The 21,800-nt window shown below is 45.3% G+C and carries 20 protein-coding genes and 3 pseudogenes; 11 read left to right on the forward strand and 12 right to left on the reverse strand.

Annotation, left to right across the window (positions count from 1 at the left end; all coding sequences use genetic code 11):
• Positions 1 to 73: 73 nt before the first annotated feature.
• The 4 genes from H735_RS17690 to H735_RS17705 form a co-directional block, all read right to left on the reverse strand.
• A complete protein-coding gene (locus tag H735_RS17690; protein ID WP_020195782.1) occupies positions 74 to 1,447 on the reverse strand; it encodes a sensor histidine kinase in 1,374 nt (457 codons plus the stop codon).
• A gap of 116 nt (positions 1,448 to 1,563) precedes the next feature.
• Positions 1,564 to 2,295, reverse strand: a complete 732-nt coding sequence (locus H735_RS17695; protein ID WP_020195781.1) for a response regulator transcription factor — start codon at positions 2,293 to 2,295, stop codon at positions 1,564 to 1,566.
• Between the two features lie 146 nt (positions 2,296 to 2,441).
• Positions 2,442 to 3,137, reverse strand: coding sequence for a spondin domain-containing protein (locus H735_RS17700; protein WP_020195780.1), 696 nt, complete (start codon positions 3,135 to 3,137; stop codon positions 2,442 to 2,444).
• Positions 3,138 to 3,146: 9 nt separating this feature from the next.
• A complete protein-coding gene (locus H735_RS17705) occupies positions 3,147 to 3,830 on the reverse strand; it encodes a spondin domain-containing protein (RefSeq protein ID WP_020195779.1) in 684 nt (227 codons plus the stop codon).
• 288 nt (positions 3,831 to 4,118) lie between these two features.
• Here H735_RS17705 and H735_RS17710 point away from each other — a divergent pair, with 288 nt between their 5' ends.
• The 3 genes from H735_RS17710 (at position 4,119) to gloA2 (ending at position 5,975) form a co-directional block, all read left to right on the forward strand.
• Complete coding sequence (locus H735_RS17710) at positions 4,119 to 4,592, forward strand: hypothetical protein (RefSeq protein ID WP_020195778.1); 474 nt, start codon at positions 4,119 to 4,121, stop codon at positions 4,590 to 4,592.
• A gap of 77 nt (positions 4,593 to 4,669) precedes the next feature.
• A complete protein-coding gene (locus tag H735_RS17715) occupies positions 4,670 to 5,599 on the forward strand; it encodes a LysR family transcriptional regulator (RefSeq protein WP_020195777.1) in 930 nt (309 codons plus the stop codon).
• Entirely contained in the window at positions 5,592 to 5,975 is a 384-nt protein-coding gene (gene gloA2 / locus H735_RS17720; RefSeq protein WP_020195776.1) for an SMU1112c/YaeR family gloxylase I-like metalloprotein, read from the forward strand. The genes H735_RS17715 and gloA2 overlap by 8 nt, the downstream gene beginning before the upstream one ends.
• Before the next feature lie 51 nt (positions 5,976 to 6,026).
• Here the strand turns inward: gloA2 and H735_RS17725 are convergent, their stop codons facing one another.
• From H735_RS17725 to H735_RS17745, 5 genes are all read right to left on the reverse strand, one after another.
• Positions 6,027 to 7,466, reverse strand: a complete 1,440-nt coding sequence (locus H735_RS17725) for a PepSY-associated TM helix domain-containing protein (RefSeq protein WP_020195775.1) — start codon at positions 7,464 to 7,466, stop codon at positions 6,027 to 6,029.
• 414 nt (positions 7,467 to 7,880) lie between these two features.
• On the reverse strand, positions 7,881 to 8,240 hold the full coding sequence (locus tag H735_RS17730) for a hypothetical protein (protein WP_063344780.1): 360 nt from the start codon (positions 8,238 to 8,240) through the stop codon (positions 7,881 to 7,883).
• A gap of 173 nt (positions 8,241 to 8,413) precedes the next feature.
• On the reverse strand, positions 8,414 to 8,803 hold the full coding sequence (locus H735_RS17735; RefSeq protein WP_005436021.1) for a cytochrome b562: 390 nt from the start codon (positions 8,801 to 8,803) through the stop codon (positions 8,414 to 8,416).
• A 100-nt stretch (positions 8,804 to 8,903) separates the two neighbouring features.
• Positions 8,904 to 9,656 carry a phosphatase gene (locus H735_RS17740; RefSeq protein ID WP_020195772.1) on the reverse strand — a complete coding sequence of 251 codons (753 nt, stop codon included), beginning with the start codon at positions 9,654 to 9,656 and terminating at the stop codon, positions 8,904 to 8,906.
• Positions 9,657 to 9,742: 86 nt separating this feature from the next.
• Positions 9,743 to 10,183 carry an SRPBCC family protein gene (locus H735_RS17745; RefSeq protein WP_020195771.1) on the reverse strand — a complete coding sequence of 147 codons (441 nt, stop codon included), beginning with the start codon at positions 10,181 to 10,183 and terminating at the stop codon, positions 9,743 to 9,745.
• Positions 10,184 to 10,435: 252 nt separating this feature from the next.
• Between H735_RS17745 and H735_RS17750 the strand changes: the two genes are divergently transcribed.
• Both H735_RS17750 and H735_RS17755 read left to right on the forward strand, forming a co-directional pair.
• On the forward strand, positions 10,436 to 10,624 hold the full coding sequence (locus H735_RS17750; RefSeq protein ID WP_009704986.1) for a hypothetical protein: 189 nt from the start codon (positions 10,436 to 10,438) through the stop codon (positions 10,622 to 10,624).
• A 3-nt stretch (positions 10,625 to 10,627) separates the two neighbouring features.
• Positions 10,628 to 11,335 carry an EAL domain-containing protein gene (locus tag H735_RS17755; protein WP_020195770.1) on the forward strand — a complete coding sequence of 236 codons (708 nt, stop codon included), beginning with the start codon at positions 10,628 to 10,630 and terminating at the stop codon, positions 11,333 to 11,335.
• Positions 11,336 to 11,343: 8 nt separating this feature from the next.
• On the opposite strand, the gene H735_RS17760 is transcribed toward H735_RS17755, so the two are convergent.
• On the reverse strand, positions 11,344 to 12,291 hold the full coding sequence (locus H735_RS17760; protein WP_020195769.1) for a hypothetical protein: 948 nt from the start codon (positions 12,289 to 12,291) through the stop codon (positions 11,344 to 11,346).
• Positions 12,292 to 12,539: 248 nt separating this feature from the next.
• Positions 12,540 to 13,493, reverse strand: coding sequence for a DMT family transporter (locus H735_RS17765; protein WP_020195768.1), 954 nt, complete (start codon positions 13,491 to 13,493; stop codon positions 12,540 to 12,542).
• Positions 13,494 to 13,636: 143 nt separating this feature from the next.
• Between H735_RS17765 and H735_RS17770 the strand changes: the two genes are divergently transcribed.
• The 3 genes and pseudogenes from H735_RS17770 (at position 13,637) to H735_RS17780 (ending at position 17,848) form a co-directional block, all read left to right on the forward strand.
• Positions 13,637 to 14,551 (forward strand): LysR substrate-binding domain-containing protein, encoded by a 915-nt coding sequence (locus H735_RS17770; RefSeq protein ID WP_020195767.1) that lies wholly within the window; start codon positions 13,637 to 13,639, stop codon positions 14,549 to 14,551.
• 101 nt (positions 14,552 to 14,652) lie between these two features.
• The gene (locus H735_RS17775) at positions 14,653 to 15,693 is read left to right on the forward strand and encodes a S1 family peptidase (RefSeq protein WP_020195766.1); all 1,041 of its coding nucleotides are present in this window, start codon (positions 14,653 to 14,655) and stop codon (positions 15,691 to 15,693) included.
• 123 nt (positions 15,694 to 15,816) lie between these two features.
• Positions 15,817 to 17,848, forward strand: a pseudogene (locus H735_RS17780) (EAL domain-containing protein).
• On the opposite strand, the pseudogene H735_RS17785 reads toward H735_RS17780, so the two are convergent.
• Positions 17,843 to 18,076 (reverse strand): annotated as a pseudogene (locus tag H735_RS17785) (flagellar export protein FliJ); the annotation flags it as partial. The pseudogenes H735_RS17780 and H735_RS17785 overlap by 6 nt on opposite strands.
• Here H735_RS17785 and H735_RS17790 point away from each other — a divergent pair.
• From H735_RS17790 to H735_RS17800, 3 genes and pseudogenes are all read left to right on the forward strand, one after another.
• A pseudogene (locus H735_RS17790) lies at positions 18,063 to 18,728 on the forward strand (EscU/YscU/HrcU family type III secretion system export apparatus switch protein); the annotation flags it as partial. The pseudogenes H735_RS17785 and H735_RS17790 sit on opposite strands and share 14 nt — an antisense overlap.
• 27 nt (positions 18,729 to 18,755) lie before the next feature.
• Positions 18,756 to 20,846: a flagellar biosynthesis protein FlhA gene (gene flhA / locus H735_RS17795; protein WP_041054026.1), complete on the forward strand. Its 2,091-nt coding sequence runs from the start codon at positions 18,756 to 18,758 to the stop codon at positions 20,844 to 20,846.
• The gene (locus H735_RS17800) at positions 20,839 to 21,636 is read left to right on the forward strand and encodes an EAL domain-containing protein (protein WP_027726657.1); all 798 of its coding nucleotides are present in this window, start codon (positions 20,839 to 20,841) and stop codon (positions 21,634 to 21,636) included. The genes flhA and H735_RS17800 overlap by 8 nt, the downstream gene beginning before the upstream one ends.
• Positions 21,637 to 21,800 lie beyond the last annotated feature (164 nt).

The raw sequence follows: 21,800 nt of genomic DNA on the forward strand, positions 1-21,800 counted from the left end.
GCGCTTGCTTTATGTGTGATAAGAGTTGGAACTAGGAGATTAGAGTAAGAATCTAGAGGCGGTGAGGAAGCGCTCACACCGCTCTTAGAGTGAACTTCTGTTGATACTGAGAGGATGTTGCATTGGTCTCAAGGTAGCTGTGGTGAAGCATTAAGATCGATTGGACAATCTTCGTCCCGATCCCCAAAGAACCGCCCTCCGCTTCTTCCTCGATGTGATTGACGAAGGTAAAGTGGATACGCGACTTATCCTCACTCAAATGCGCTTGGCAATGCACTTCCGAGCCGATTGGGCTGTGACGCAATGCATTTTCAAGCAAGTTAAGCACCAACCGCTCTAAAAGACCTTTATCACCCACGGTTTGGATTTCGCTATCGATATCCACTTTCAACAGCACTTCTTTACGAGAAAACTGGCTCTGCATCGTTTCAGCACATTCTGCCATCAACGCGCCAAGATCCACGGGGCGGTACTCGTAGTTTGGCATTGGTGCTTCTTTGCGCGCGGCGTCTAACAAAGAATGCAATTGAGTTGAGAGCTTCTCACAATTTCGGAAAGCAACGTCAATCAAAGGGTCGGATTCCGGATGTTGCAAACGCCACGTTTCCAAATAGCCAAGCACGCTCGATAACGGCGTTTTTAAATCATGGCTAAGCTGCAACAAGCTTTGACGACGATGAGACGATTGATACTCCAACTGTAAAAACTGCTGCTGAATATGCTTCGCCATCATCTGATAAGAGTGCGCAATCGGCACGAGCTCCGGCACTTGGTGAGTAAAATCAGGTTGCAGGCGGAAATCATGTTCGGCTTGCTGCTGAAGTTGCTTGGTCACACGCTCAATCGGGTTCAATAGGCTACGTTTCACCAGCACATAAGCCCCAAGAGCAAAGCCTAAGATGGAGACTAAGACCAATCCTGCCAGCGCAATATAAGGAGTATCGACTTGAGCATTGGCAATGGCGTCATGTCGGGTACTGCCAATCACCACGTAGAGATAACCGACCGTAGAGCCTAATTCCTCTATCGCCGCGACAGAAAAGACTTTGTGCTCACCACGATTACGTGGGTCTTCACCCAAAATAGGAAAAGGTTGGTCATTTAAGAATTGCTTAATGGGATTGAGATCCACCTTCCCCATGATCTCCGCCCCTTCCGGTGCTGCATGGGTGGTGATGTTACCTTGGCTATCGAGGAAGTAGATTTCAAAATCAGGGCCGATCAGCATGAGCGTGTGAAAAATCGACTTGAGCGCTTTCGGATTGTAATCCGTCCCGATCATCAGCGGATTATCATCACGCATGTGGCTTGCCAGCTCTTTATGTAGGCTTTGCTTAGTGCGTAACTCAATGGTTTCTTTTTGCCAATTGTAAGTCAGTGCAATCACCACGGCCGCGAGGCAAAACCACAAGCTAGTAAATACCACTAAGCGAGATTTGAAGCTCATCCTATCGCCTCCTTAAACAGCGATGTTTCTGAAACACCCGTGATGATTGAAAAATGACAGTGAAAACAACTGCCGACTTACTGTCTTGGCTTGATGTTTTGACTTACTTTCTTGCATTAGTGTCTTGGCTGAAACTTATACCCAACACCCCACACGGTTTGTATGAAGTGATGATCAGAGTCAGACAACGACAACTTGCTGCGTAAACGGTTTATGGTGCTACACACAGTGTGGTGATAACCAGAGTGACTGGTGTTCCAAACGTGATCGAGCAATTCATCTTTACTGTAGACTCTGCCCGGACGAGTCGCGAGAAACTGCAGCAAAGTAAACTCTGTCGCGGTAAGAGTGACATCTTTGTCGTTTAGCGATACTTGGTGCAACTCCGGAATAATTCTCAGCGGACCAAAATCCATCGCATCTTCGAGGACTCCATCTACTAATTTGGCTTCTGCGGTTTGGCTGACTCTGCGTAACACGTTTCGCACTCGTGCTTGGAATTCTAATACGCTAAATGGCTTAGTGATGTAGTCATCAACGCCTGCTTCTAAACCATCAACCTTATCCATTTCACCGTCTCTGGCTGTCAGCATAAGCACTGGGCTCCAATCTTGTTGCTGACGCAAATAATGGCAGATGTCTAAACCATCACCATCTGGTAAACCTCGGTCAAGGATCAATAAATCAAAGGGTTGTTGCTGGTATTGCGCTTTAGCATCGGCGACATTTGTGGCTCGCGACACTTGGTGTCCTTGAAACTTGAGATGCATCTGAACCAGTTCTGCCAAATCATCGTCATCTTCCACCAACAAGATGTTCGCGACTAAATTGATTGCCTGTTGTTCCATGGTCCTTTCCTTGCCTTCGAGTATCCTCACTTTGCACATGACCGGAACAAATTAGAAATTCTTTCAAAAAAGGTTCCGATGACGCCATGAGGGATAAAGCGCTCGGCTACAAGCGCTTTGGAAAGGAGACGTCATCGGAGCCTGTGTTACTCGACTCGAGTGATGGTGACTTTCGCACCTGGGTTCAAGAAACGATGGTTCGCAGAGAGTGCTGAGTTTGCTAATCCATCATCTTGGCTAACAACACCGGCATGGAATGCAACAACGTCATTGCTGTCATTGCGAGCAGCATTGAAGCCCTCACCGCCACCTGCTGGACCCGGAATGGTTGCGGCAAGCTCATCGTTCAGTTCCGTGCCCGAATCCCAAACGTTCATGCTCATTTCGTAGCTTTCACCTACTGCGAGCGATTTGAGCGATAGCCCCGTTTCGCCAACAAAGGCATCGTTGGTATTCACGAACATAGACGCCACAGACAAGTAACCGTAACGACTAGGGTCAACCGTGATGGTGACTTCGTCCGATGCGCCAGGCAACACCAATCCATTACCCGAAATACCTTGGTAAACACTGTCATTGCTGTTCATCAATTCAATCAGCTCTGCGTTACTACCGCCTTCAGCAAGATGCTCAAGTTCAACAGATGCGGCTTGTCCAATTTCAAACAATTGGTAGTCAGCATTGTGAGTGAGTACCGCGAGCGGAGACATAGGTTGATTCGCAGTCAAGTTCGCCACGTTGACGGTGTAGCGGTACGATTTCACTACGTCGTTATCATCATCGCTTGGACAACCGGCGAGCAAGCCGACTGAAGCTGCTACTAGTAAGATTCTGTATTTCATACATCCCCCTTACTTCACAACGATTGTGATGGTTGCAACTGGGTTTAACCAACGATGGCTGCTGCTGTCTAGGTCACTAATGCCGCCAGTTGGGTCGCTATCACCAAGGTTACCCGGATGCACGTGAACTTTGTCGTTAGTTACCGTTGCTTCAACGCCTGTGCCGCCAGTACCAAAGGTAATGAAAGGTGGGTTTGGCATGCTAGACGCAAGCTCATCGTTCGCTTCTGTACCAGCATCGTAACTTCTTAGCGTTGCTCGGTATGTACCCGCTTCCGTTGGAATCTTCCAGCTATCTAGACCGACGAAACCGTCATTGGTTGGCAACAACATCGCGCTCAGAGAAAGATAACCGTGGTCGCCACTGTCCATGGTGAAGGTGGTTGCAACACCCGGATTCAAAATGCCGCCAGCAGGATTCTCAACCACCGCACCACCAGCGTTACCAATCACACTAGCAAGCCCAGAGATATCACCGCCTTCTGCCATTGCTTCTAGTTCTGGCGTTGCTGCTTGACCCGTTCTGAACATTTGAAGATCAGAACCATGTGCGGCAACAATAAGAGGCGTAAAGTAGATGCCTTTGGTTGCGTTTGTCACGGTGATTTCCAATTCCGCTGCATTCACTGATGCAGAGCCTAGTGCCATAGCGACTGAAGTCATGACGAGTCCGAGTTGGGTACGTTTTTTCATTGTGATTCCATCCTTTAATGAGGGTTGAACTACCCAAGCCCATGTGTACGGCTTTACTTCTTTGTTCGTGACTTGAGTAGGTTAAGCATTACGTTTCGAACGTTTTGCGTTCTTGCCTCTAAGAATGACGAGCAAATCTATCAGCAACTTCATCGAATTCTCATAAAATTCTCACAAGTTCTGTTCGAATTCTGTCAGCAGCACTTTTTTACTCTTAATCAGGTGTTTACACTTCGCGCTTTCCCCTCCTACAATGCGGTATTCCCTGTTTAAATCACGATTCTCACCATGATTCATAACGTTCTGTCTGCCTACTATGGCGAAATCTACGGCATCGCTTTTTTCAACCACTACTTGAGCCATTACGCCCAAAGTGAACAACAAACGCTGTGGCAAATCTTGATTGAAGTGGAAGAACTCACTGCAGAAAAGCTCAGACCTGTACTTCTGACAAATGGCATGGATATCGAAAGTCGACACCAAGAGATGCTGGATAAAGGCTTGGCAGATGCAACCAAGTGGATTGGTTTACCATGGCAAGAGTTGGTGGCGACTCTTTTGAAGTGGGTGGAACCTTATGAGGTTAAGTATCGAGAGTGGCATGAAGAAGTGAAAGATTCACAGCAGTATTCAACCGCTGAGCAAGAAGCTATCGAGTTAATTGCAGACCACGAAACGGCCATTTATCACTGTTGGCAGCAATACCATACTGGTGAATCTGGCTTGCCTGCACTCAATGCATTTTTGGCAAAATATCGTTAAAGCGAGACGGTGACACTTGAACCTCGTGAAACCGTACCAGACAATATCGTTATTCCGCTGCGCAGAACTGAACAATTATGGTTAATCCAAAACTCATAGCCCTACTTCCTGATCTTGCTTCGTTTATCTTGGTGGTAAACGAAGGCAGTTTTACCGCTGCTGCTAAACAACTCGGCGTAACGCCATCGGCTTTAAGTAAGTTGATCACACGGTTGGAACAAGCCCTCTCGGTGAAACTGTTTGAGCGCACGACTCGTAAGTTGATCATCACTCAAGCTGGGCAAAAGGTTTACGACCAAAGCATCGCAATGGTGAATGCCGCGCAGCAAGCCGTTGAGCTATCTGCGGAAGATCATGCTGAGCCAACAGGCGCACTCACAGTGGCAGCCCCTGAAGCATTTCTTAATTCGGTGCTTCAACCGTTTGTGTTGCCATTCCTAGAACGTTATCCAAACATTCAGCTTAAGCTGCGTGCAGCAGATGGTGAGATTGATCTTTTCCGCCAAGGTATTGATGTCGCCTTTAAGCTCACCGACAAACCCGATGAAAATCTGGTCCTCAAAGAGATCAGCAAGACCAATCTTGTTTTATGTGCCTCTCCAGATTACCTCACCAAACAAGGTATGCCTGAGCATCCCACTGAGCTTGAGCAGCACGACTGCATTTACCTTGCCGAGAACGACAAAGACAACATCTGGTCGTTCTTTAAAGAGGAAGCCTTTCATTCGATTGCCGTGAGTGGGCGCTACGCCGTCAACCATTCTCAAATGCGCTTGAATGGCGTTAAGTCAGGCTTAGGAATTGGGATCTTCCACGACTTCGTGATTAAAGACGCGTTAGAACGAGGAGAAGTGGTGGAAGTTCTGCCGGATTGGATGATCAAAAGTAACTACCACGGCGCTATCGCGATGCAGTATGCGCAAACCAAATACATGCCTGCTCGTCTGCGCGTGTTCATCGACTTCGTTAAGGAGCATTTAGTCTCCGAGGACACTAACCATGTTTAATGCCATTCATCACGTCGCGATCATTTGCAGCGATTACCCAAGGTCAAAACGCTTTTACACTGAAGTGTTGGGGTTAAAAGTCATTGCTGAAAACTATCGTGAAGCCAGAGACTCATACAAGCTTGACCTCGCTTTACCTGACGGCAGCCAAGTGGAATTGTTTAGCTTTCCGGGCGCACCAGAGAGACCGAGCTTTCCCGAAGCACAAGGGCTAAGACATCTCGCTTTTTTGGTTGATGATGTTGAACAGGTGAAAACCTACCTAGAATCGAATGACGTTGAAGTTGAGCCAATTCGTATTGACGAATTCACAGGCAAAGCCTTTACCTTCTTCCAAGACCCAGATGGCTTGCCGCTGGAGATTTACCAGAAATAAAAAGAGCCAGCACTTCGCTGGCTCTTTTACTATTTCATTCTTTGTCTGTTACTAATTCAACGCCGTTTTCAGCTTCTCAACGCGGTTGAACAACAGCCAATCCAGTGCGAGAACCGTAACAATCGCCAAACCGCCCATCGGAAACGCCAGACACAATACTACCAACGTTACTAAGCCTAGCTTCCAAATACCGTCTTGCTGAAACTTAGGTGGTGCGCCCAATGCGGCACTGCGACTTGGTCTACGAATCCACCACATCACCACACCTGTGATTGAGATTAAGATGAACGCCAAACAGAACACTACGTTGAGCACTTTGTTAAGCACACTGACATCACCTTGATGCAATGACACACCTGCCGCCATGAACTTGGCAAACAAACTGTAATCTTGCCACGTTACATCCACCAACAAGCGACCGGAATATTGGTCAAAGTGACTGGTGCGATCTTGTCTTGGGTCGGAAATATCGCCGCCCATAGAGTTAGCTGCAACGGTGTAAACGCCCGTCTCAGAGCGCGGCAAAAACAGTTTATAACCAGTGAAGCCCATCATTTCAGCCTTGAGGATGATATCATCAATAGAGAGCGCATCATGACTACCTGCATATGCCATCTCTTCCTTCATATTGGCATGATCATGCGCGGGCTTATCTTTCGATTCAGGCACAGCAGCGAGCTCTAAGTTCCATGGCATCTCTTCTGAAGCACCGTGGTTGAGATCTTTGTGTGTCAGTGTGGATTCCGGTTTCTCACCCCATGTGTAATAGGTTGGGAAGGTATTCCAAGCTTGCACCATTTTCGCACCCCAGATCCCTGCCCACGACAAACCTGAAATCAAAAAGAACAACAGAACAATCGACAGCACGCCACCTAAATTCGCATGCAGGTCACGCATTAAAATTCGAGGGCCATTGTTAAGGCGAATTTTCAAAAAGCCGGCACGGCTGGCGTTGTCTCTAGGTAACCAAAGGTACAAACCAGACATCAACAGTAAAATCCCCAGACTTGCGGCGATTTCAATTAAACGGTCGCCTAGGTCGCCGATGAGCAATGTGCCGTGAATGCTGTTCATCAGTTCATAGATGCTATCACCACGATTAATGGTGCCTTGTACGTCTCCTGTGTAAGGATTTACTGCAACAATCAGCGAGCTGCCTTCTTGGTTTTGAATCGAGAATCGGTTGGCAATATCGGCCGTTTTAGCAGGTACAAATTGAGTGACATTAAAATCGGGATACGCCTGCTTTACGGTTTCTAATTGTGCAGAGACAGGAACCATTCGCTCTTGTGGTGAAACTTGTAATGTCGCTTCGTATCGAGCCAGTTCGATCTCATCATCAAACAACATCACCAACCCCGTGAGGGAAAGCATGAGCATAAATGGAATGACGAACAAACCTGCGTAGAAGTGCCATCGCCACGTCATAAAGTAGATGGATTTTGCGCGTGAGGCTTCCTTGAGTTGAGGCTTTGCCGAGTTTCTCAACATGTGTATTTTCCTTTTTCATTGTTGAACACCCAAATTCAGCCAAACGCATCCTGCACATACGCATTCGTATGCGGCGCTATTTGACTTAGATTTGGGAGTACCACTGCTCGAAGTGGCAGTGTTGCTGACTATATACCCAAGTGACTTCAAGATGCTGGATTCAGAGCGTTGTCATTGATTCGAGTGCAAAGAAAACAACGCTGTGTAATAGACAACTCTTTCCAAGTTGTTTGAAGCAGCAATCGGAGCAATGACACGCTCCCGAAGGGCGAGTTGCCTTGGCTTGTATACTTTGTTGTCGATATCTTGATTTAGACCCACTAGACCTTTAAATCGCCGCCGCGTCTACAAACCAAGTCATTCTCGCTGAACCAAGCATCTCGAGGTTACTTGGGTATTGTGTAATGGTTTTTGTTATGAGAAAAGGGAAACTGGCGGCGCTCGAGGAACTGGTGTTTCAAATCGCACACTTAGAGCCAAATAAGCGTAGCTGTCAGAAATCACCAAGCTCAGTCTTGAGAGTATTGGTGTCGTTGGAAGTGTATCGTGATGAAAAGTCGAGAAGTGGCTAAAAGGACAAGGCTTACCTTTGTGGCTGACAGAATTGTCGCCCTCTTCTATTTGAACCAACTCAAAACCGTTAAGCGTACATAGCGTCGCCCACACGCCCATGCTGTTACCATGAGCATTGATAACAGGCATCAGCGTCACTAGCACCCAACTGAGAGCACTAGCAAATAACATCGAGCGGTAAAAAGGAATTAATCTACGCATAACGGTGACTTAACAAATTTCACACAGCGTAACTAATTCTGAGTGGTAGCTCAAAAACAGGATCAATAAGTGGCTGCTACCTCACAGGTTTTCTTGAATACCTCGATTGACAGGCACAAAAAAGCCCGCCGAAGTGGCAGGCTGATGGTCATTTCTTCAAGTTGGATAAACGGTTAGCTAAACAGTTTGCTCCAGATACTTGGGTTGCGTTTGTCGTGGTACTCTTCACGAAGGCTATCGATTTCACGCAGTTGGTCTTTCGCTTCTTCTAGCTTGCCTGCATCAAGATCCGCTTCAATCTTATCTAGCGTTACCGTCAGCTTGTTAAAGCCTTCTAGGTAAATATCAAACTTCTCTGGTGGGTAATTGCCACGCTTCGATTGTTCAACGATCGCTTGCAAGCTATCAATCGCAGATTTCATGGTTTCAACATCAGACGCTTCTGCCGCCTGTTTGAATTCCATCTTCATCTGCTTCATGTTTTGTTTTAAGTCGACGGCTTCTGCCATTGCGTACGTTGAGCCTAACGCAATTACACACCCCAACACTAAAGGACGTAACATCTTCACTTCTCCATTGAATGCCGAATTCTGAGTCGGCTTTTTAATGCGAGCAGTGTAAAGCAATCCCTTAACACTTGCATAACCAAAAATGTAATCAAGTTTATGCGTTGCGAATCTCGTCATACTCTGCAATTGGCATACGGCCACGCAGCTCTAAGAAGGCTAAGAATTGTTGTGCTGAGTGAGTAATAACCTTGCTGCTGTCGATACCGACTCTATCCATTAACTCACCCACCAAACTCAGGTTACCCACATCATAGCAGAAGTGCGCATCACTGCCTGTGGTGAAGAAGACACCGAGCTCTTTACCGATTTGGGCAATCTCATGGCAACGGTCTACACTGCCGACACGGCTGTTGCCTTTCAATGTGGTGTTATTGATTTCAATCGCGACATTGTGCTCTTTAGCGCACTTCAGTACAGCTTCAAAATCGAAGTCAAAGTTGGGGTTACCCAAATGGCCTAGCGCGTCAACACGACCGTTTTTGATGATGTTCAACAGCGCTTCAGTGTGCGTAGCACTATCCGCTGGACGGAACACTGGCTCATGAAAGCTAGCAATCACCCAATCCAAGTTGCGGTCAACGTTATCTGGAATATCGATCTCACCCTTGGTGTTCATGATGTTAGATTCAACGCCACGAATAATCGCAACGCCTTCAAGAAAGCGCGGCAGAATTTTCTGGTTAGAAAAGAACCAGTAATGAGGCGCACCCGGCATTGATTCAGCGTGGTCGGTCGTGCAGAACATATCCAGCCCGTTCTCTTTTGCCGATTTCGCGTTTTCAATCAACGTACTATAAGCGTGGCCGCTGGCGTACGTATGCGTGTGGGTATCAACCTTAAATTCCATCATCAACTCTCTTGGTGCGCAAATTGGCGGCTATTGTATACCCACAAGCAACCTGTCGTCAGCCCAAATTGACCCGCAATCTAACCTTACTCTTCGCTGATGAGCTTGATCAACGGCAGTGCCTTTTCCCAACCATGATTGAACATCGACACAAAATCGCTGTGAGTATGAATGGTGATACTCAGCAACAAGCGATCTTCTATCATCTCGATCTGATAGATCTCACGAGATCCGATCCATTTAGATGCCAAATCCCCATCCAATTGCTGCCGATTGTCCGGGTTAAAAATGGCAACATGATGAAACTCGAGTTTTTGTAGCGGCAGCACCGTATCGATGATCGCCCTTGTCCCGCCCATATCTGGATCAAAGAAAGTAATGTCACTTCCCTCTTCCCATGCACCATCAAATTGAGACTGAGGTGAAAAGGCTTGCGCCCATCGCTTGTATAGTTCGACATCAGTCAACACGCTCCATACGCGTTGAGGCGTCGCGGCAATCTCGACGTGATAGTTTAAAGTCAGCATATTTTCTCTCCCTGCTCCTTTCTTGACGCTAGTTCATTCTGATTAAAAATCAAACAATTCAATGGCAACCAAAGGAGAATTGCGAAGCCCGACATCAATGGTGCAAATAAAAGAAACAGGTAAGTCAACGAGACTTAGCAGTCTGTTTGATTTTAAAACAACACTGCCAACTCAATAATTGGACCTTTTAATTAAACTGTTTCCAAAGTGATTGAAATATAAATGTAGAGAAACACTAACAACAGGCAGCACATGAATGGCTTAGAAAACGGCGAATTTCAATACATAAAACAACGTATAACTGAAATGAAACCGGAGCAGTTAAGGGAAATTAAAGGCTTTATCGAGTTTAGAAGGAAAGAACTGGTTGATGAGGAGCCTCTTATCTCTGATGAAGAGATGGAGTTCCTCACTATCATGTTCAAGAAAATGGAAAAATAAAACATGTGTTTTCTAATTGAAGATTACTTAAACAAAAGCAACGGTATAAGTCTTATCGATATCAATTATAAATTACAAGAAATCGTTGATATTAAAGGTAATAACTTGGGCTTCGAAGTGCTAATTGATCCCAGAACTCTATCTAGACAAGCAGCGGAAGAGGTATACTCTACGGAGATCAAATATCCTCATATGAGTCGTGCGTTAGTTGCAAGGCTAGATCGTTACATCAATCGTTATTCTGACGATTTTAAAGGAAAACATCTGTTCATTAACCTAGAGCGCAGTAATCTTTGCGACAAATATCTGCTGTGCGATATCGTCATTCTCAAGAAGAGCTTAGAGGAGCTAAAAGCTAACTTAGTTGTAGAAATTACAGAAAGAAATTCATGTAAAAGCTGTTCTGAGATAAGAAAAGGATTTGAGTTTCTACAAAAACAGAAGGTTATGTTAGCAGCTGACGACTACGACTTAGATTCTGATTTTCGGGAAAAAGAGCTTTTATCTGGCTTTTATCAGTTTCTAAAAGTGGAACACTCTACTGAAGCAGATCATTACAGTAAGGTGATTGAACTAAGTAAAAAAACGCGCACAAAATTAATAATTGAGCGCGTCGAAACTAAAGCAGCACGTAAAAAAATAATGAAAAATGACGTTACTTTCTGGGGGCTACAAGGTTTTTTATATTCCACTGTTTTTGTAAATTTGTAAGAGAAATACTACTGTCGGAAATCCCTAAGATTGCACAAGTTACAATCAACAAAATCACAAGACTGTAGACATTTGAGCTTTTTCTTTATTTTTGGAATTAATATAGGGTTTGAAATTGCTTTTATAATATTTATTTTTACAAGATAAAGCCCCATTTTTTGAGATCCATTTACAGGAGGGTAATATTTTACTTCTTTTGCATTAAAAACTTTTCTTGCAAATTCAAGTACTGGATATTCTGCAATAAAAATATAAACATAATCTTTACTTTTGAAATGGTTAAGCAAGTAATAGCAAATAGCCTGAACAACGAGTTCAAAAAAATGATTAGAATTCATTTCATGCCTTAACTTAACTAGGCAACTACGCTTAACTTCATCTTCAGGAATAGGAACAAACGAAGGCAAGTTATCTATTTTTTCAAGATTCAAAATACCAGCCCAATGCCCAATAACTTCGCCCTCTCCATTTTTAAGTAAAATACACTTATATTTAACCTCTGATTTAAGGGAATAAAGTTCTGATAAAAAACCACTTATAGCAGATAGGTTTCCATAAAATTCATCAAATAATTCAATATGGTCATAGTAAGTATGAGATCTTATCTCACTAGTTACTTTTTCAGGTACGCTTTTGTACGATAGTGCCGTTAAAGAAAAATCAAAAGCCTTAACCAAGTTAGTTAATATGGTGGCATATCTCGAAGGACTCTTCAATTCGTCGACATTAATATTTAAGATGATCTCTCTCAAATCATAGTCAAGACATTTAGCAATAAGAAATTGTTTGTATAACGGGGGGACCACCTTACCGGTTAACCAGCGACTCAGCGTTATCGAATCTAATCCGCCAAACTCCTCATAATATGCTTGTTGTAAAATAGCGATGAGTTCCTTCCTTGAGATTTCCTTTGCTTCTAACCAATGTGCCAAGTCTCGCTCAAAGTTATATTCCATACATTCTACCACTCTATCTTTATAATTATTTAGTCAAGAAACCAGTAGATATTAATAAAAATAATACTAGTGACTATACTGAAACCATCCGCTCAAACAGATCAATTTCATACATAGATCTTACACTAGTTTATAAAGTCAATTAGTTAGCAGTTGCATCAATAGTCATACGCTCGTGCTAATAATTAAACATATCAATTGATATACAATCTTTATAAGATGAGGGAATTTAACTTGAGCATTAAACTCTATTGATTTTTTCCTATTGTTTTAAAATCATATCGTTCATTACGATGCTTTCTATTATCTAAAAATACAGAGAACCGAACCCAACATGTGTTTAATATCGTTGCTAGCACAATAAGGCTTATTCCGAATATTTGTCTGTGGCTCATTTGGTCATCGAAAAACCCCCATTGCCACACCGCGGTAAACAGTAGATTGGTGAAAATAAGCGGTGCAAGTTGAGAGCCACTGCTAGCCAATTGATACGCTTTCGAACGAAAGACCTGTGTATTGATGATCAAAAGAGACATCAAAAAGACAAGCAATGTATTCGGTGTTTCAAACGCGTGGAGTGAAAGCGAGTGCAATAACACATTTGCATCGTTGAAAAGCATCAGTGGCAATATCAGTAAAGCAGCACAACCGAACGTCCAGAAGTTGATTTCTAATGGCGACAGGTCACTTTTACTGGCTTTATAGAGTGTCAGTTGTGAGCCTGAGTTAAACAAACCACCAGCCAAACCCAATAACAGGTCGACTCGCCATGTAAATTCACCATCTGCGCCTGCCAACAGAATGACCCCAGTGAATGCCATAACCAATGCCACTATGGTCGACATTCGAATCTGCCCGCGCATAAAGAGTTTTTCAACGATAGGCATAAACAAAGGCCCTGTCGCAAACAACACCACACCTTCGACTAAAGTGAGCGTTTGTAGAGAAGCGATAAAGCACAACTGACACATACCAATACAAAAGGCACGAAGCAAAATGGGTTTAAAAGTCTTGCCAGTAGGTAGAGTCACGTTTTTGAAGCGCAGCATGACCAATAAAATCAACGCCGGAGTGAAAAAGCGCAAGAAACTGAATAGGGTCACCGAAAGGTCATCACTAAGCTGCTTCGCTAGCAGTCCAGTAACAGATAAGCTTAATGTAGACATCAGCATAAAGATGACGGGTTTATTTTCGACTTTCATTGGATACTCCTTAATTCATGGAGTATTTTAGGCAAAGGCGTTCATCAGAAATAGCGAGTTATTTTAAACGCTAATGTAAGAAAAACTTACAGATTAAAAATCATCTTACCGCTAACTACGAAGGTAATAGGAGTGAAGACACTATGCGAAAATTAGTCCCATTGAAGTCAATCTATGCCTTTGTTGCAGTAGCAGAGACTGGCAGCATGACAGAAGCGGCTCAACTGCTCTCTGTTAGCCACTCTGCGGTTAGCCAAGCCATCAAATCCCTAGAAAGCCAAGTGAATAAGCCTCTGTTTGATCGGGTTGGTCGCCAAGTTCGTCTCAATAACGAAGGGAAAAAATACTATCGTAAAGTCGCACCTGCACTTGAGCAGATTGTCGATGCCACAGAAGCGCTGATTCATGACCAAAATTCCAAGCGCATTACCTTTAACATGGTCAACTCACTGGCCCTGCATTGGTGGATACCTCGAATGTCGAGTTTGCAAGAGTTCGCCCCGCAACTTGATATCCGCTTATCTAATCTGATTGGCCAATTCAGTTTGGAACAGGAAGGCATCGATGCCGCCTTGGTGCACGGCAGTCCTCTTGAATGGCAGGACTACTATTGTGAAAAACTGAGTGAGGATGAACTGGTCTTGGTGTGCAGCCCTGAACTACTCGAACACTCTGCCCCATATGACATTCCAAAACTTCTGAACACTTACCCTATTATCGAAGTTACCAATGATCGCCGAAAACACGACTGGCAAGTTTGGCAAGAAGAAACCGGCATAGAACGTCCAAAAGGGAAAAAGCCGGTCACCTTTGATATGTCGATTCAGGCCGTGCAAGCCACAACACGGCGACTGGGCTTGTTGGTCACGCACCGTCTATTTGTAAAAGATGACATCAAATACGGCCAACTCGTAGAATTAGGGCAGCCAATCATCAATCCTTATCAGCAGTTTTACTTTGTCTGTCCGCCGCACAAACTCAAACATGAGGCGTTTCACTTGTTACGCTCTTGGCTGCGACAAGAGTTTGGTCAGAGCAATATACAACCCTTTGAGTAACCTATAGGCTTTATTAAAATTATTCGTTTCTTAAGTGAATAGATTAATGTCGGAATTGGTATAAAGTAAGAAGAGTACTTTCAAAACCCAAGGATGGCTTTATGAGGTTGTATCATGTCTTAGTGAGTGGCGTTTTACTCATGGTGCCACTGTCTGGATCCGCAGAAACCGCCAGTAGCGGTAACGACCCTGATTTAAAAACGTTTATTATTGGCGGGCAACAAGTGTCTGCTAATCAACTCCCCTTCTTTGCACGCCTGATACTGCACCGCACTGGCTCAAGTCAATTTGCCAACATCTGTGGCGGTACGATCGTCAATGACAGGTACATCATGACGGCAGCACACTGTGTAGAATCGGATGTCTTCACCGACGGGTGGACAATTAATGATCTTCGCGTGTTAGTCAAAAACCCAACCATGGATGATGTGTTTGTCGAAGAGTTCAAAGACGTACGCTCTATCACGATTCATCCCGATTACAACGCAAGTGACTTGTGGATCAATGACATCGCGATATTGGAACTGACGCGCCCTATCACAGACAACGTCCAATCCATCACTTTGCCACAGGACTTTGGTGACTACAGTAACCGGTCAGTTTTCCAAATTTTTGGCCTTGGTCAAACCTCGACCAACGATGAGACAGGACCGAATTACCTGCGCTGGGCAGAAATCCAACCTCTTACAGACTCACAATGTTCTTCGCTGGTTTCTGGTTTTAACTCTCAAGAAAGTTTGTGTGCGAACGGCTTCCCAAACCGAGCTTACACGGGAATATGTAGTGGTGATTCCGGCGGCCCGTTAACGTATCAAGATGGTAGCGGTAATTATCAACAAATCGGCATCGTTAGTTATGGCTCATCAGTTTGCGAATCTCCTGCCATTCCTAGCGTATTTACTGAAGTATTGAATTACACACCTTGGATTGAAGCGCAAACCAGCGCTGGCACTAAGACCACTTACGATGCCGCATTAGCCACGACCGAAGATTATCACAGTGAAGGGGATTCAGGTTTTGACCCAGAAGACACAACAAGTAATGACTTCGGTGATAATGGAAGTGATGGGGGTTCTATCGGATTTAGTTGGGTCGCTTTAGGAGGCCTACTGGCTTGGACAAGACGACGTAAGCCCTTGTAGCACGTAGCTTTATCCTTAGTTACAATTTTTAGAATAAAAACTCTAACACACGTTATTTTCCAGTTCATCTCAAGCCGATAATACTGTTATTATCGGCTATCCAACCATTTTCAGATCAAACTCATGAATAAAGCTGCATCGGCTCGCCGAATTAAAGCGATGCTGTTTCTGACTCTTGGCGTCACCCTATCCGTGTTTGCCGGATTTGCACTGTCGCAAATGTTCGTCATTGAAAAAGATGCATTCCAGCTTATATCGGTAGTCAGCTCAGTAATGGTGGTGAGTTTTTTACGTTACCAATGGCGGGCTTTACCTGCGATTGTCTTGAGCTTGATGGCCTATTACTTCTTTACGGGTCGAAGCGTTGAGCACGCCTTGCTCTACTCCCTCACGGTTCCCATACTGCCTTTTGCGTTTTCAAGCTTATTTCACTACCTCAACAGTCGCTCACTTCATCAACCTGCTGCACGGCGGATAAGCCTATTTTTCATCATTATTGGTTGTTTATTTCCATTCGTTAATACCATCAAGATGATGTTGGTCAATACCTTCGTTGATGGCCAGTTCTTGAGTGCCGATTTTCTTTGCGGCCGCACTCTCTTCTTCTTCATTTATGCTCAATTCACTGAGCTTCTTTGCCGTCTTACTTGTCGTAGTTGGTTTAGCAAAACACGGTTTGATTCGCCCGCTCTTTGTCGGCTCACCGTTTATTTTGTTGATCCTTAACGACGGTATTCGTCACTTCAATGAAGGATTGATTGGAGACAAACAGTTCTACGGCTTGCTGATCATTATTACCGTGCTCACTACGTTAGCTTACCTACTTGGCGGCTACTCAGTGAAACTGTTTGAGATGACCCAAAGACAAATCCGCTCAGAGCGTATCGACCCATATTCAGGGCTTTCGAACATCGCTCAGTTGAAAGAGGACATCAGTCATCAATCGCGTTCCTTGTTGATCTACCTTGACTTAACGCCAACGCTGTCGATGTTGACCGATCTAGGGCATGAGGGGAAATCTCAGCTCATCATGCAGCTCAGTGAGTTTTTGTACTCACGAAACAACAGCATTAATCGCTGCTATCGCCCACCTTTCTCTACAGGGCTGCTGAGCTTTACCCATTACTCAGATACTGCTGAGGATGACCTTAGCGAAGTCGCCGAGTACTTAGAGAGCTTCCAATTCTACTGGCGGGGCACATCCGTCGCATTGGTGTCGCCGACCATCTTCTGCACGCTCGTTAGCCAAGACCAAGACATTGAGAAAGTGGTGTCAATTCTGTGCGATCAGCCACCTCAGAATGACAGCAGCATCCATTGGGTCAACATTCAATCTTTTGAAATGGACCGCGTGGACAAACTCAATCACATTCAACAGGTATTTAAGCGCGAGCAGTTTGAGTTGTTCTGCCAACCATACATGAAGCTTTCTGAATCTGAGCCGTCGAAATACAGCTTTGAAGTACTTCTTCGCCTAAAAGAGCGCGATGGTCAAGTTCTACCACCTTCGGCATTTTTCCCATTGATTAATCAGTTTGGATTGGAGCTCAAACTCGACCATTGGGTCATTCTCAATACCTTCCGAATGCTGAGTGACAAGGTTAAGAATTGGGATGAGATTGGCCACTGTGCGATCAACTTAACCGCCAAAACACTCAGTACCGAAAACCTTGCAGCGCGCATTATTGAAAGCGCTCAAAGCTTCTCTATTCCGTTAAATAAGATTTGCTTTGAGATCACCGAATCATCCGCCCTGATCAATGAACAGCAAGCCATTGCAACCTTGAATTACTTGCGAAATCAGGGCTGCAAAACCGCGATAGACGACTTTGGAACAGGCTATGCTAGCTTCGCGTACTTGCGCAGATTGCCACTGGATATTCTTAAGATTGAAGGAGCGTTTGTTCGTGAGATTACGCAGAATGAGACCGACCGTTTGATTGTCAGCTCTATTGCGACGGTCGCAAAAGAAATGCATTTAGAAACAGTGGCAGAGCTTGTTGAGAGCACCGCACACATTGCGATATTAAGAGGTTTAGGCATCGACTTTGCGCAGGGTTACGGGGTCGCGAAACCGATGCCTTTGAGCGAGTATTTAGACGAGCTATTTAAGGCTTCACACAAAGCTCAACAGCCAGAGTTGGAGACGCTATAAGGCTTTGCGCTTTAAGCGAGAGTTGATGATATCTTCAATCAGCTTTTGTTCTTTCTTGGCTTTTTCATAGTTTTGTTTAGTGCGCCAACGTTCCAGCACCTTCTCCAAGCCTTGTACTCGGGCATGTTTGTACTCAAGGTGTTTTTGCACCGACGCACATTCTGCCTGCATCACCGCTTGTTCGTGTTCGTGGTGGCGCAACATCTTTTGTAGCATTTTATCCACTCGCTCAGTGGTGGAGTTGGTTAAATCCACCGTCAAAGTATTAATCATCTTCGGCATTCTTTATGGCTACCTAGATAACCATCTTCAGCCACTGCTTGGCATGCAAAACTTACCACTCAGCCAAGGCTTCTCGCTGATCATGTCGATTCTGTTTGAAGGTCTGCTGCTGATGGGCTTTGCCCTGTTGTTGTTCGGGGTGATTGATATCCCTTATCAACGTTGGGAGCACCTTAAAGAGCTGCGAATGACCAAACAAGAGCTGAAAGAAGAATTTAAGAACAACGAAGGTCGACCTGAAGTTAAACAACGCATTCGCCAAATTCAGCAACAATTCGCGCGGCGTAAAATCGACAAGATGGTGCCCACGGCGGACGTGGGGATCACCAACCCGACCCACTATGCCGTTGCATTGAAATACGAGCCATCGCTATCTGATGCACCATTTGTGGTGGCAAAAGGCGTCGATGAAACCGCCATGCACATTCAACGCATCGCACGCGAGAACAAAGTTGAGATCATCAACTCGCCGCCACTGACTCGTTCAATTTATCACACCACCGCGATTGAGCAGGCCATACCAAGCCAACTCTACATCGCCGTGGCACACATTCTGACTTACGTTTTGCAATTCCAAAGCATTTGCAACACTGATTAACCCGCGTTTACCCAAGGACACCAGAGTATGTTTAACCGGTTAAAACAACTTCAAACTTCCACCAAAGGCTACATTGGTATTCCAATTGTCTTGTTGATGGTACTGGCGATGGTCATCTTGCCTTTGCCACCCTTGCTATTGGATGCGCTGTTCACCTTCAATATCGTATTAGCGATCTTGGTATTGTTGGTCAGCACCACAGCGAAGCGACCACTCGACTTTTCGATTTTCCCAACCATTCTGTTGGTCGCGACCTTGCTGCGTCTTACTCTGAACGTAGCTTCAACACGTATCGTATTACTCGAAGGTCACAACGGCGGCGATGCTGCTGGTAAGGTGATTCAAGCCTTCGGTGAAGTGGTAATCGGTGGTAACTACGTGGTCGGCATGGTGGTGTTTATCATCTTGATGATCATTAACTTTGTCGTGATCACCAAAGGTGGCGAACGTATTTCTGAAGTATCAGCACGCTTTACCTTGGATGCGCTACCGGGCAAACAAATGGCCATCGATGCCGACTTAAACGCAGGCTTGATTGACCAAGAAACTGCGCGTCAACGCCGCAAAGAAGTGGCGAACGAAGCGGACTTCCACGGTTCAATGGATGGTGCGTCCAAGTTTGTTCGCGGTGATGCGGTTGCCGGCCTGCTGATCCTGTTCATCAACATCATTGGTGGTATCAGCATTGGTGTGTTCGAACACGGACTGCCAGCATCAGAAGCCTTCAAGACTTACGCCCTACTGACCATCGGTGACGGCCTTGTTGCTCAAATTCCATCACTGTTGCTTGCTACCGCTGCCGCGATTATCGTGACACGCATTAACGACAGCGATAACGGCATGTCGGAAACCATGCACAAGCAGCTGCTTGCAACACCGGCAACCTTGTTTACCGTAGCGGCGATCATGGCTGTTATTGGTATGGTTCCGGGAATGCCTCATCTGGCGTTCTTCACCTTTGCAGCAGTATTGGCGTTTGCGGGCTGGCGACAGAGCAAAAAGCCGGTGCAAGATACGCAAATCGACCAAGTAGAAGCACTCTCTCATGCGATGCAGGAAGAAGAAACCGCACTTACTTGGGACGATATTCCTCATGTCCATACCCTGTCTCTTGCGTTGGGTTACCGCTTAGTTCACTTGGTTAACAAAGAGCAAGGTGCACCTTTGGCGCAGCGTATTCGCGGTGTTCGTCGTAATCTCTCCGAACAAGTGGGCTTTCTACTGCCGGAAGTGCGTATCCGCGACAACCTAAGTTTAAAGCCGAACCAATACACCATTGCTCTGAACGGCGAAGTGATTGAACAAGGTTTTATCGAGCCAGAACGTTTGATGGCAATTGCTGTGGGTGAAACGTATGGCGAAGTGGATGGCATTCTTGGCAGTGACCCAGCCTACCAATTGCCTGCGGTTTGGATTGAGCATCAAGACAAAGCGAAAGCGCTGAACATGGGCTACCAAGTGGTTGACGATGGCACGGTTATCGCCACACACATCAGCAAAATCATGAAAACCAATTTGGCTGAATTGTTTACTCATGACGATGTTGAAGCCATGACTCAACGTCTCACAGCACAAGCGCCAAAATTGGCCGAAGCCTTAGCCGCTGCTCTAACCCCAGCACAGCAACTTAAGGTTTACCGTCAGCTTCTGCTCGACCAAGTGCCGTTGAAAGACATTCGAACCATCGCTAACACCATGTTGGAATCTTCAGAAAACACCAAAGATCCAATTTTACTCGCGGCGGATGTACGCTGTGCACTTAAGCGAACCTTGGTTAACTTAGTCGCTGGGCAGAAAAACGAACTGAACGTCTACGCCTTGTCTGATGAACTTGAACAGATGTTAATGACGTCGTTGCAACAAGCTCAAGCCGCAGGCGCTGTCATGCTCGATAGCTTCCCAATCGAACCAAACATTCTTAGTCAGTTCCAACAGAACTTGCCTTTGATTCGTCAGCAATTGAAGCAACAAGGGCTGCCGCCAATCTTATTGGTCATGCCTCAGCTGCGCCCATTGCTGGCACGATACGCACGTACCTTTACCCAAGGATTGGCGGTACTGTCTTACAATGAAATTCCAGAAAACAAACAGATCAACGTGGTAGGAAACCTTGGTTAATCTCATCTCAACAAAAGCGATGTACGACTATTTGTGCGATCTCGCACTGCAACACATTGTCACGGACGACGACCAACTGGTGTTTGATGCACTTAAACACAATGACATTCAACACGCCTGTCAGGCCATCCGTGAAACCAAAACTGGCGAGGTTGAATACCAACACCTCACTCTACGCTTTGGCCTACGCGGCGAGCAGAGTGTCTATCAGTTTGAATTGTCAGAGCAAATGCAATATTGCTTAGATTTATACAGCTTGTATTTAGCGCTACGCCAAACACAGTTCCAACTTGAGACCTTTCATCCCGACCTTATCAGCAATGTTGTCGTGCCCATTCGTGTTGACGCCTTGTTGTGGCAGGCTGGTGGCTATTTTTTGAATCAGATGATTCAGTTCCACAAGGCGGCATTTCAGCATGTGGTGCCCTCTTTACAGGCCGATGAAACCCTGTGCCTGCACGAACGAGTCACCACCTTGGTTGAACAACTGAAAGACAACGCGTATGCCTTATGGTTTGAAATCGCGACCAGCCAAGCGCACTTCGAGCGCATCGCTGAATTTGAACCCGACATGATCAAGCTGTCCGTCACCATGGAAAACAAACAAGATCAGCATGCGTTTCTACCTATAGTGCGATTCCTGCGTCGCAACCAATTTCCTTGGGTAGCCGGGAGAGTCGCAAGTCAAAATGAGCTCAATCGCTACCGCTTACTTGGTGCGAGTTATTACTTCGGCTATTTCAGTGATATTCCCACCTCATTGTCGTTTAAATCGTTCGACGATGAATAAACAGGGGTAACGATAAAGGGCGAGTTCAGCAATAAGAACTCGCCTTTTTTTATGTCTGAGCAGCCTTAAAATGCGAATTTTCTGGAATAGATGTCACCAAAAATCATCAAATTAGGCGATTTCGAAAAAATTTTTAAATTTCCAATTAATCATTAAAACTAACC

It is taken from the genome of Vibrio owensii CAIM 1854 = LMG 25443 (assembly GCF_000817815.1).
Taxonomy (GTDB): domain Bacteria; phylum Pseudomonadota; class Gammaproteobacteria; order Enterobacterales; family Vibrionaceae; genus Vibrio; species Vibrio owensii.

Excerpts from the sequence above, each read along its gene's own strand:
- gloA2 (WP_020195776.1), top strand. The coding sequence starts at position 5,592 with ATGTTTAATGCCATTCATCACGTCGCGATCATTTGCAGCGATTACCCA.
- H735_RS17735 (WP_005436021.1), bottom strand. The coding sequence starts at position 8,803 with ATGTTACGTCCTTTAGTGTTGGGGTGTGTAATTGCGTTAGGCTCAACG.
- H735_RS17695 (WP_020195781.1), bottom strand. The coding sequence starts at position 2,295 with ATGGAACAACAGGCAATCAATTTAGTCGCGAACATCTTGTTGGTGGAA.
- H735_RS17705 (WP_020195779.1), bottom strand. The coding sequence starts at position 3,830 with ATGAAAAAACGTACCCAACTCGGACTCGTCATGACTTCAGTCGCTATG.
- H735_RS17750 (WP_009704986.1), top strand. The coding sequence starts at position 10,436 with ATGAATGGCTTAGAAAACGGCGAATTTCAATACATAAAACAACGTATA.
- H735_RS17775 (WP_020195766.1), top strand. The coding sequence starts at position 14,653 with ATGAGGTTGTATCATGTCTTAGTGAGTGGCGTTTTACTCATGGTGCCA.
- H735_RS17725 (WP_020195775.1), bottom strand. The coding sequence starts at position 7,466 with ATGTTGAGAAACTCGGCAAAGCCTCAACTCAAGGAAGCCTCACGCGCA.
- H735_RS17755 (WP_020195770.1), top strand. The coding sequence starts at position 10,628 with ATGTGTTTTCTAATTGAAGATTACTTAAACAAAAGCAACGGTATAAGT.
- H735_RS17770 (WP_020195767.1), top strand. The coding sequence starts at position 13,637 with ATGCGAAAATTAGTCCCATTGAAGTCAATCTATGCCTTTGTTGCAGTA.
- H735_RS17745 (WP_020195771.1), bottom strand. The coding sequence starts at position 10,183 with ATGCTGACTTTAAACTATCACGTCGAGATTGCCGCGACGCCTCAACGC.
- H735_RS17710 (WP_020195778.1), top strand. The coding sequence starts at position 4,119 with ATGATTCATAACGTTCTGTCTGCCTACTATGGCGAAATCTACGGCATC.
- H735_RS17740 (WP_020195772.1), bottom strand. The coding sequence starts at position 9,656 with ATGGAATTTAAGGTTGATACCCACACGCATACGTACGCCAGCGGCCAC.
- H735_RS17690 (WP_020195782.1), bottom strand. The coding sequence starts at position 1,447 with ATGAGCTTCAAATCTCGCTTAGTGGTATTTACTAGCTTGTGGTTTTGC.
- H735_RS17715 (WP_020195777.1), top strand. The coding sequence starts at position 4,670 with ATGGTTAATCCAAAACTCATAGCCCTACTTCCTGATCTTGCTTCGTTT.
- H735_RS17765 (WP_020195768.1), bottom strand. The coding sequence starts at position 13,493 with ATGAAAGTCGAAAATAAACCCGTCATCTTTATGCTGATGTCTACATTA.
- H735_RS17730 (WP_063344780.1), bottom strand. The coding sequence starts at position 8,240 with ATGCGTAGATTAATTCCTTTTTACCGCTCGATGTTATTTGCTAGTGCT.
- H735_RS17760 (WP_020195769.1), bottom strand. The coding sequence starts at position 12,291 with ATGGAATATAACTTTGAGCGAGACTTGGCACATTGGTTAGAAGCAAAG.
- flhA (WP_041054026.1), top strand. The coding sequence starts at position 18,756 with ATGTTTAACCGGTTAAAACAACTTCAAACTTCCACCAAAGGCTACATT.
- H735_RS17700 (WP_020195780.1), bottom strand. The coding sequence starts at position 3,137 with ATGAAATACAGAATCTTACTAGTAGCAGCTTCAGTCGGCTTGCTCGCC.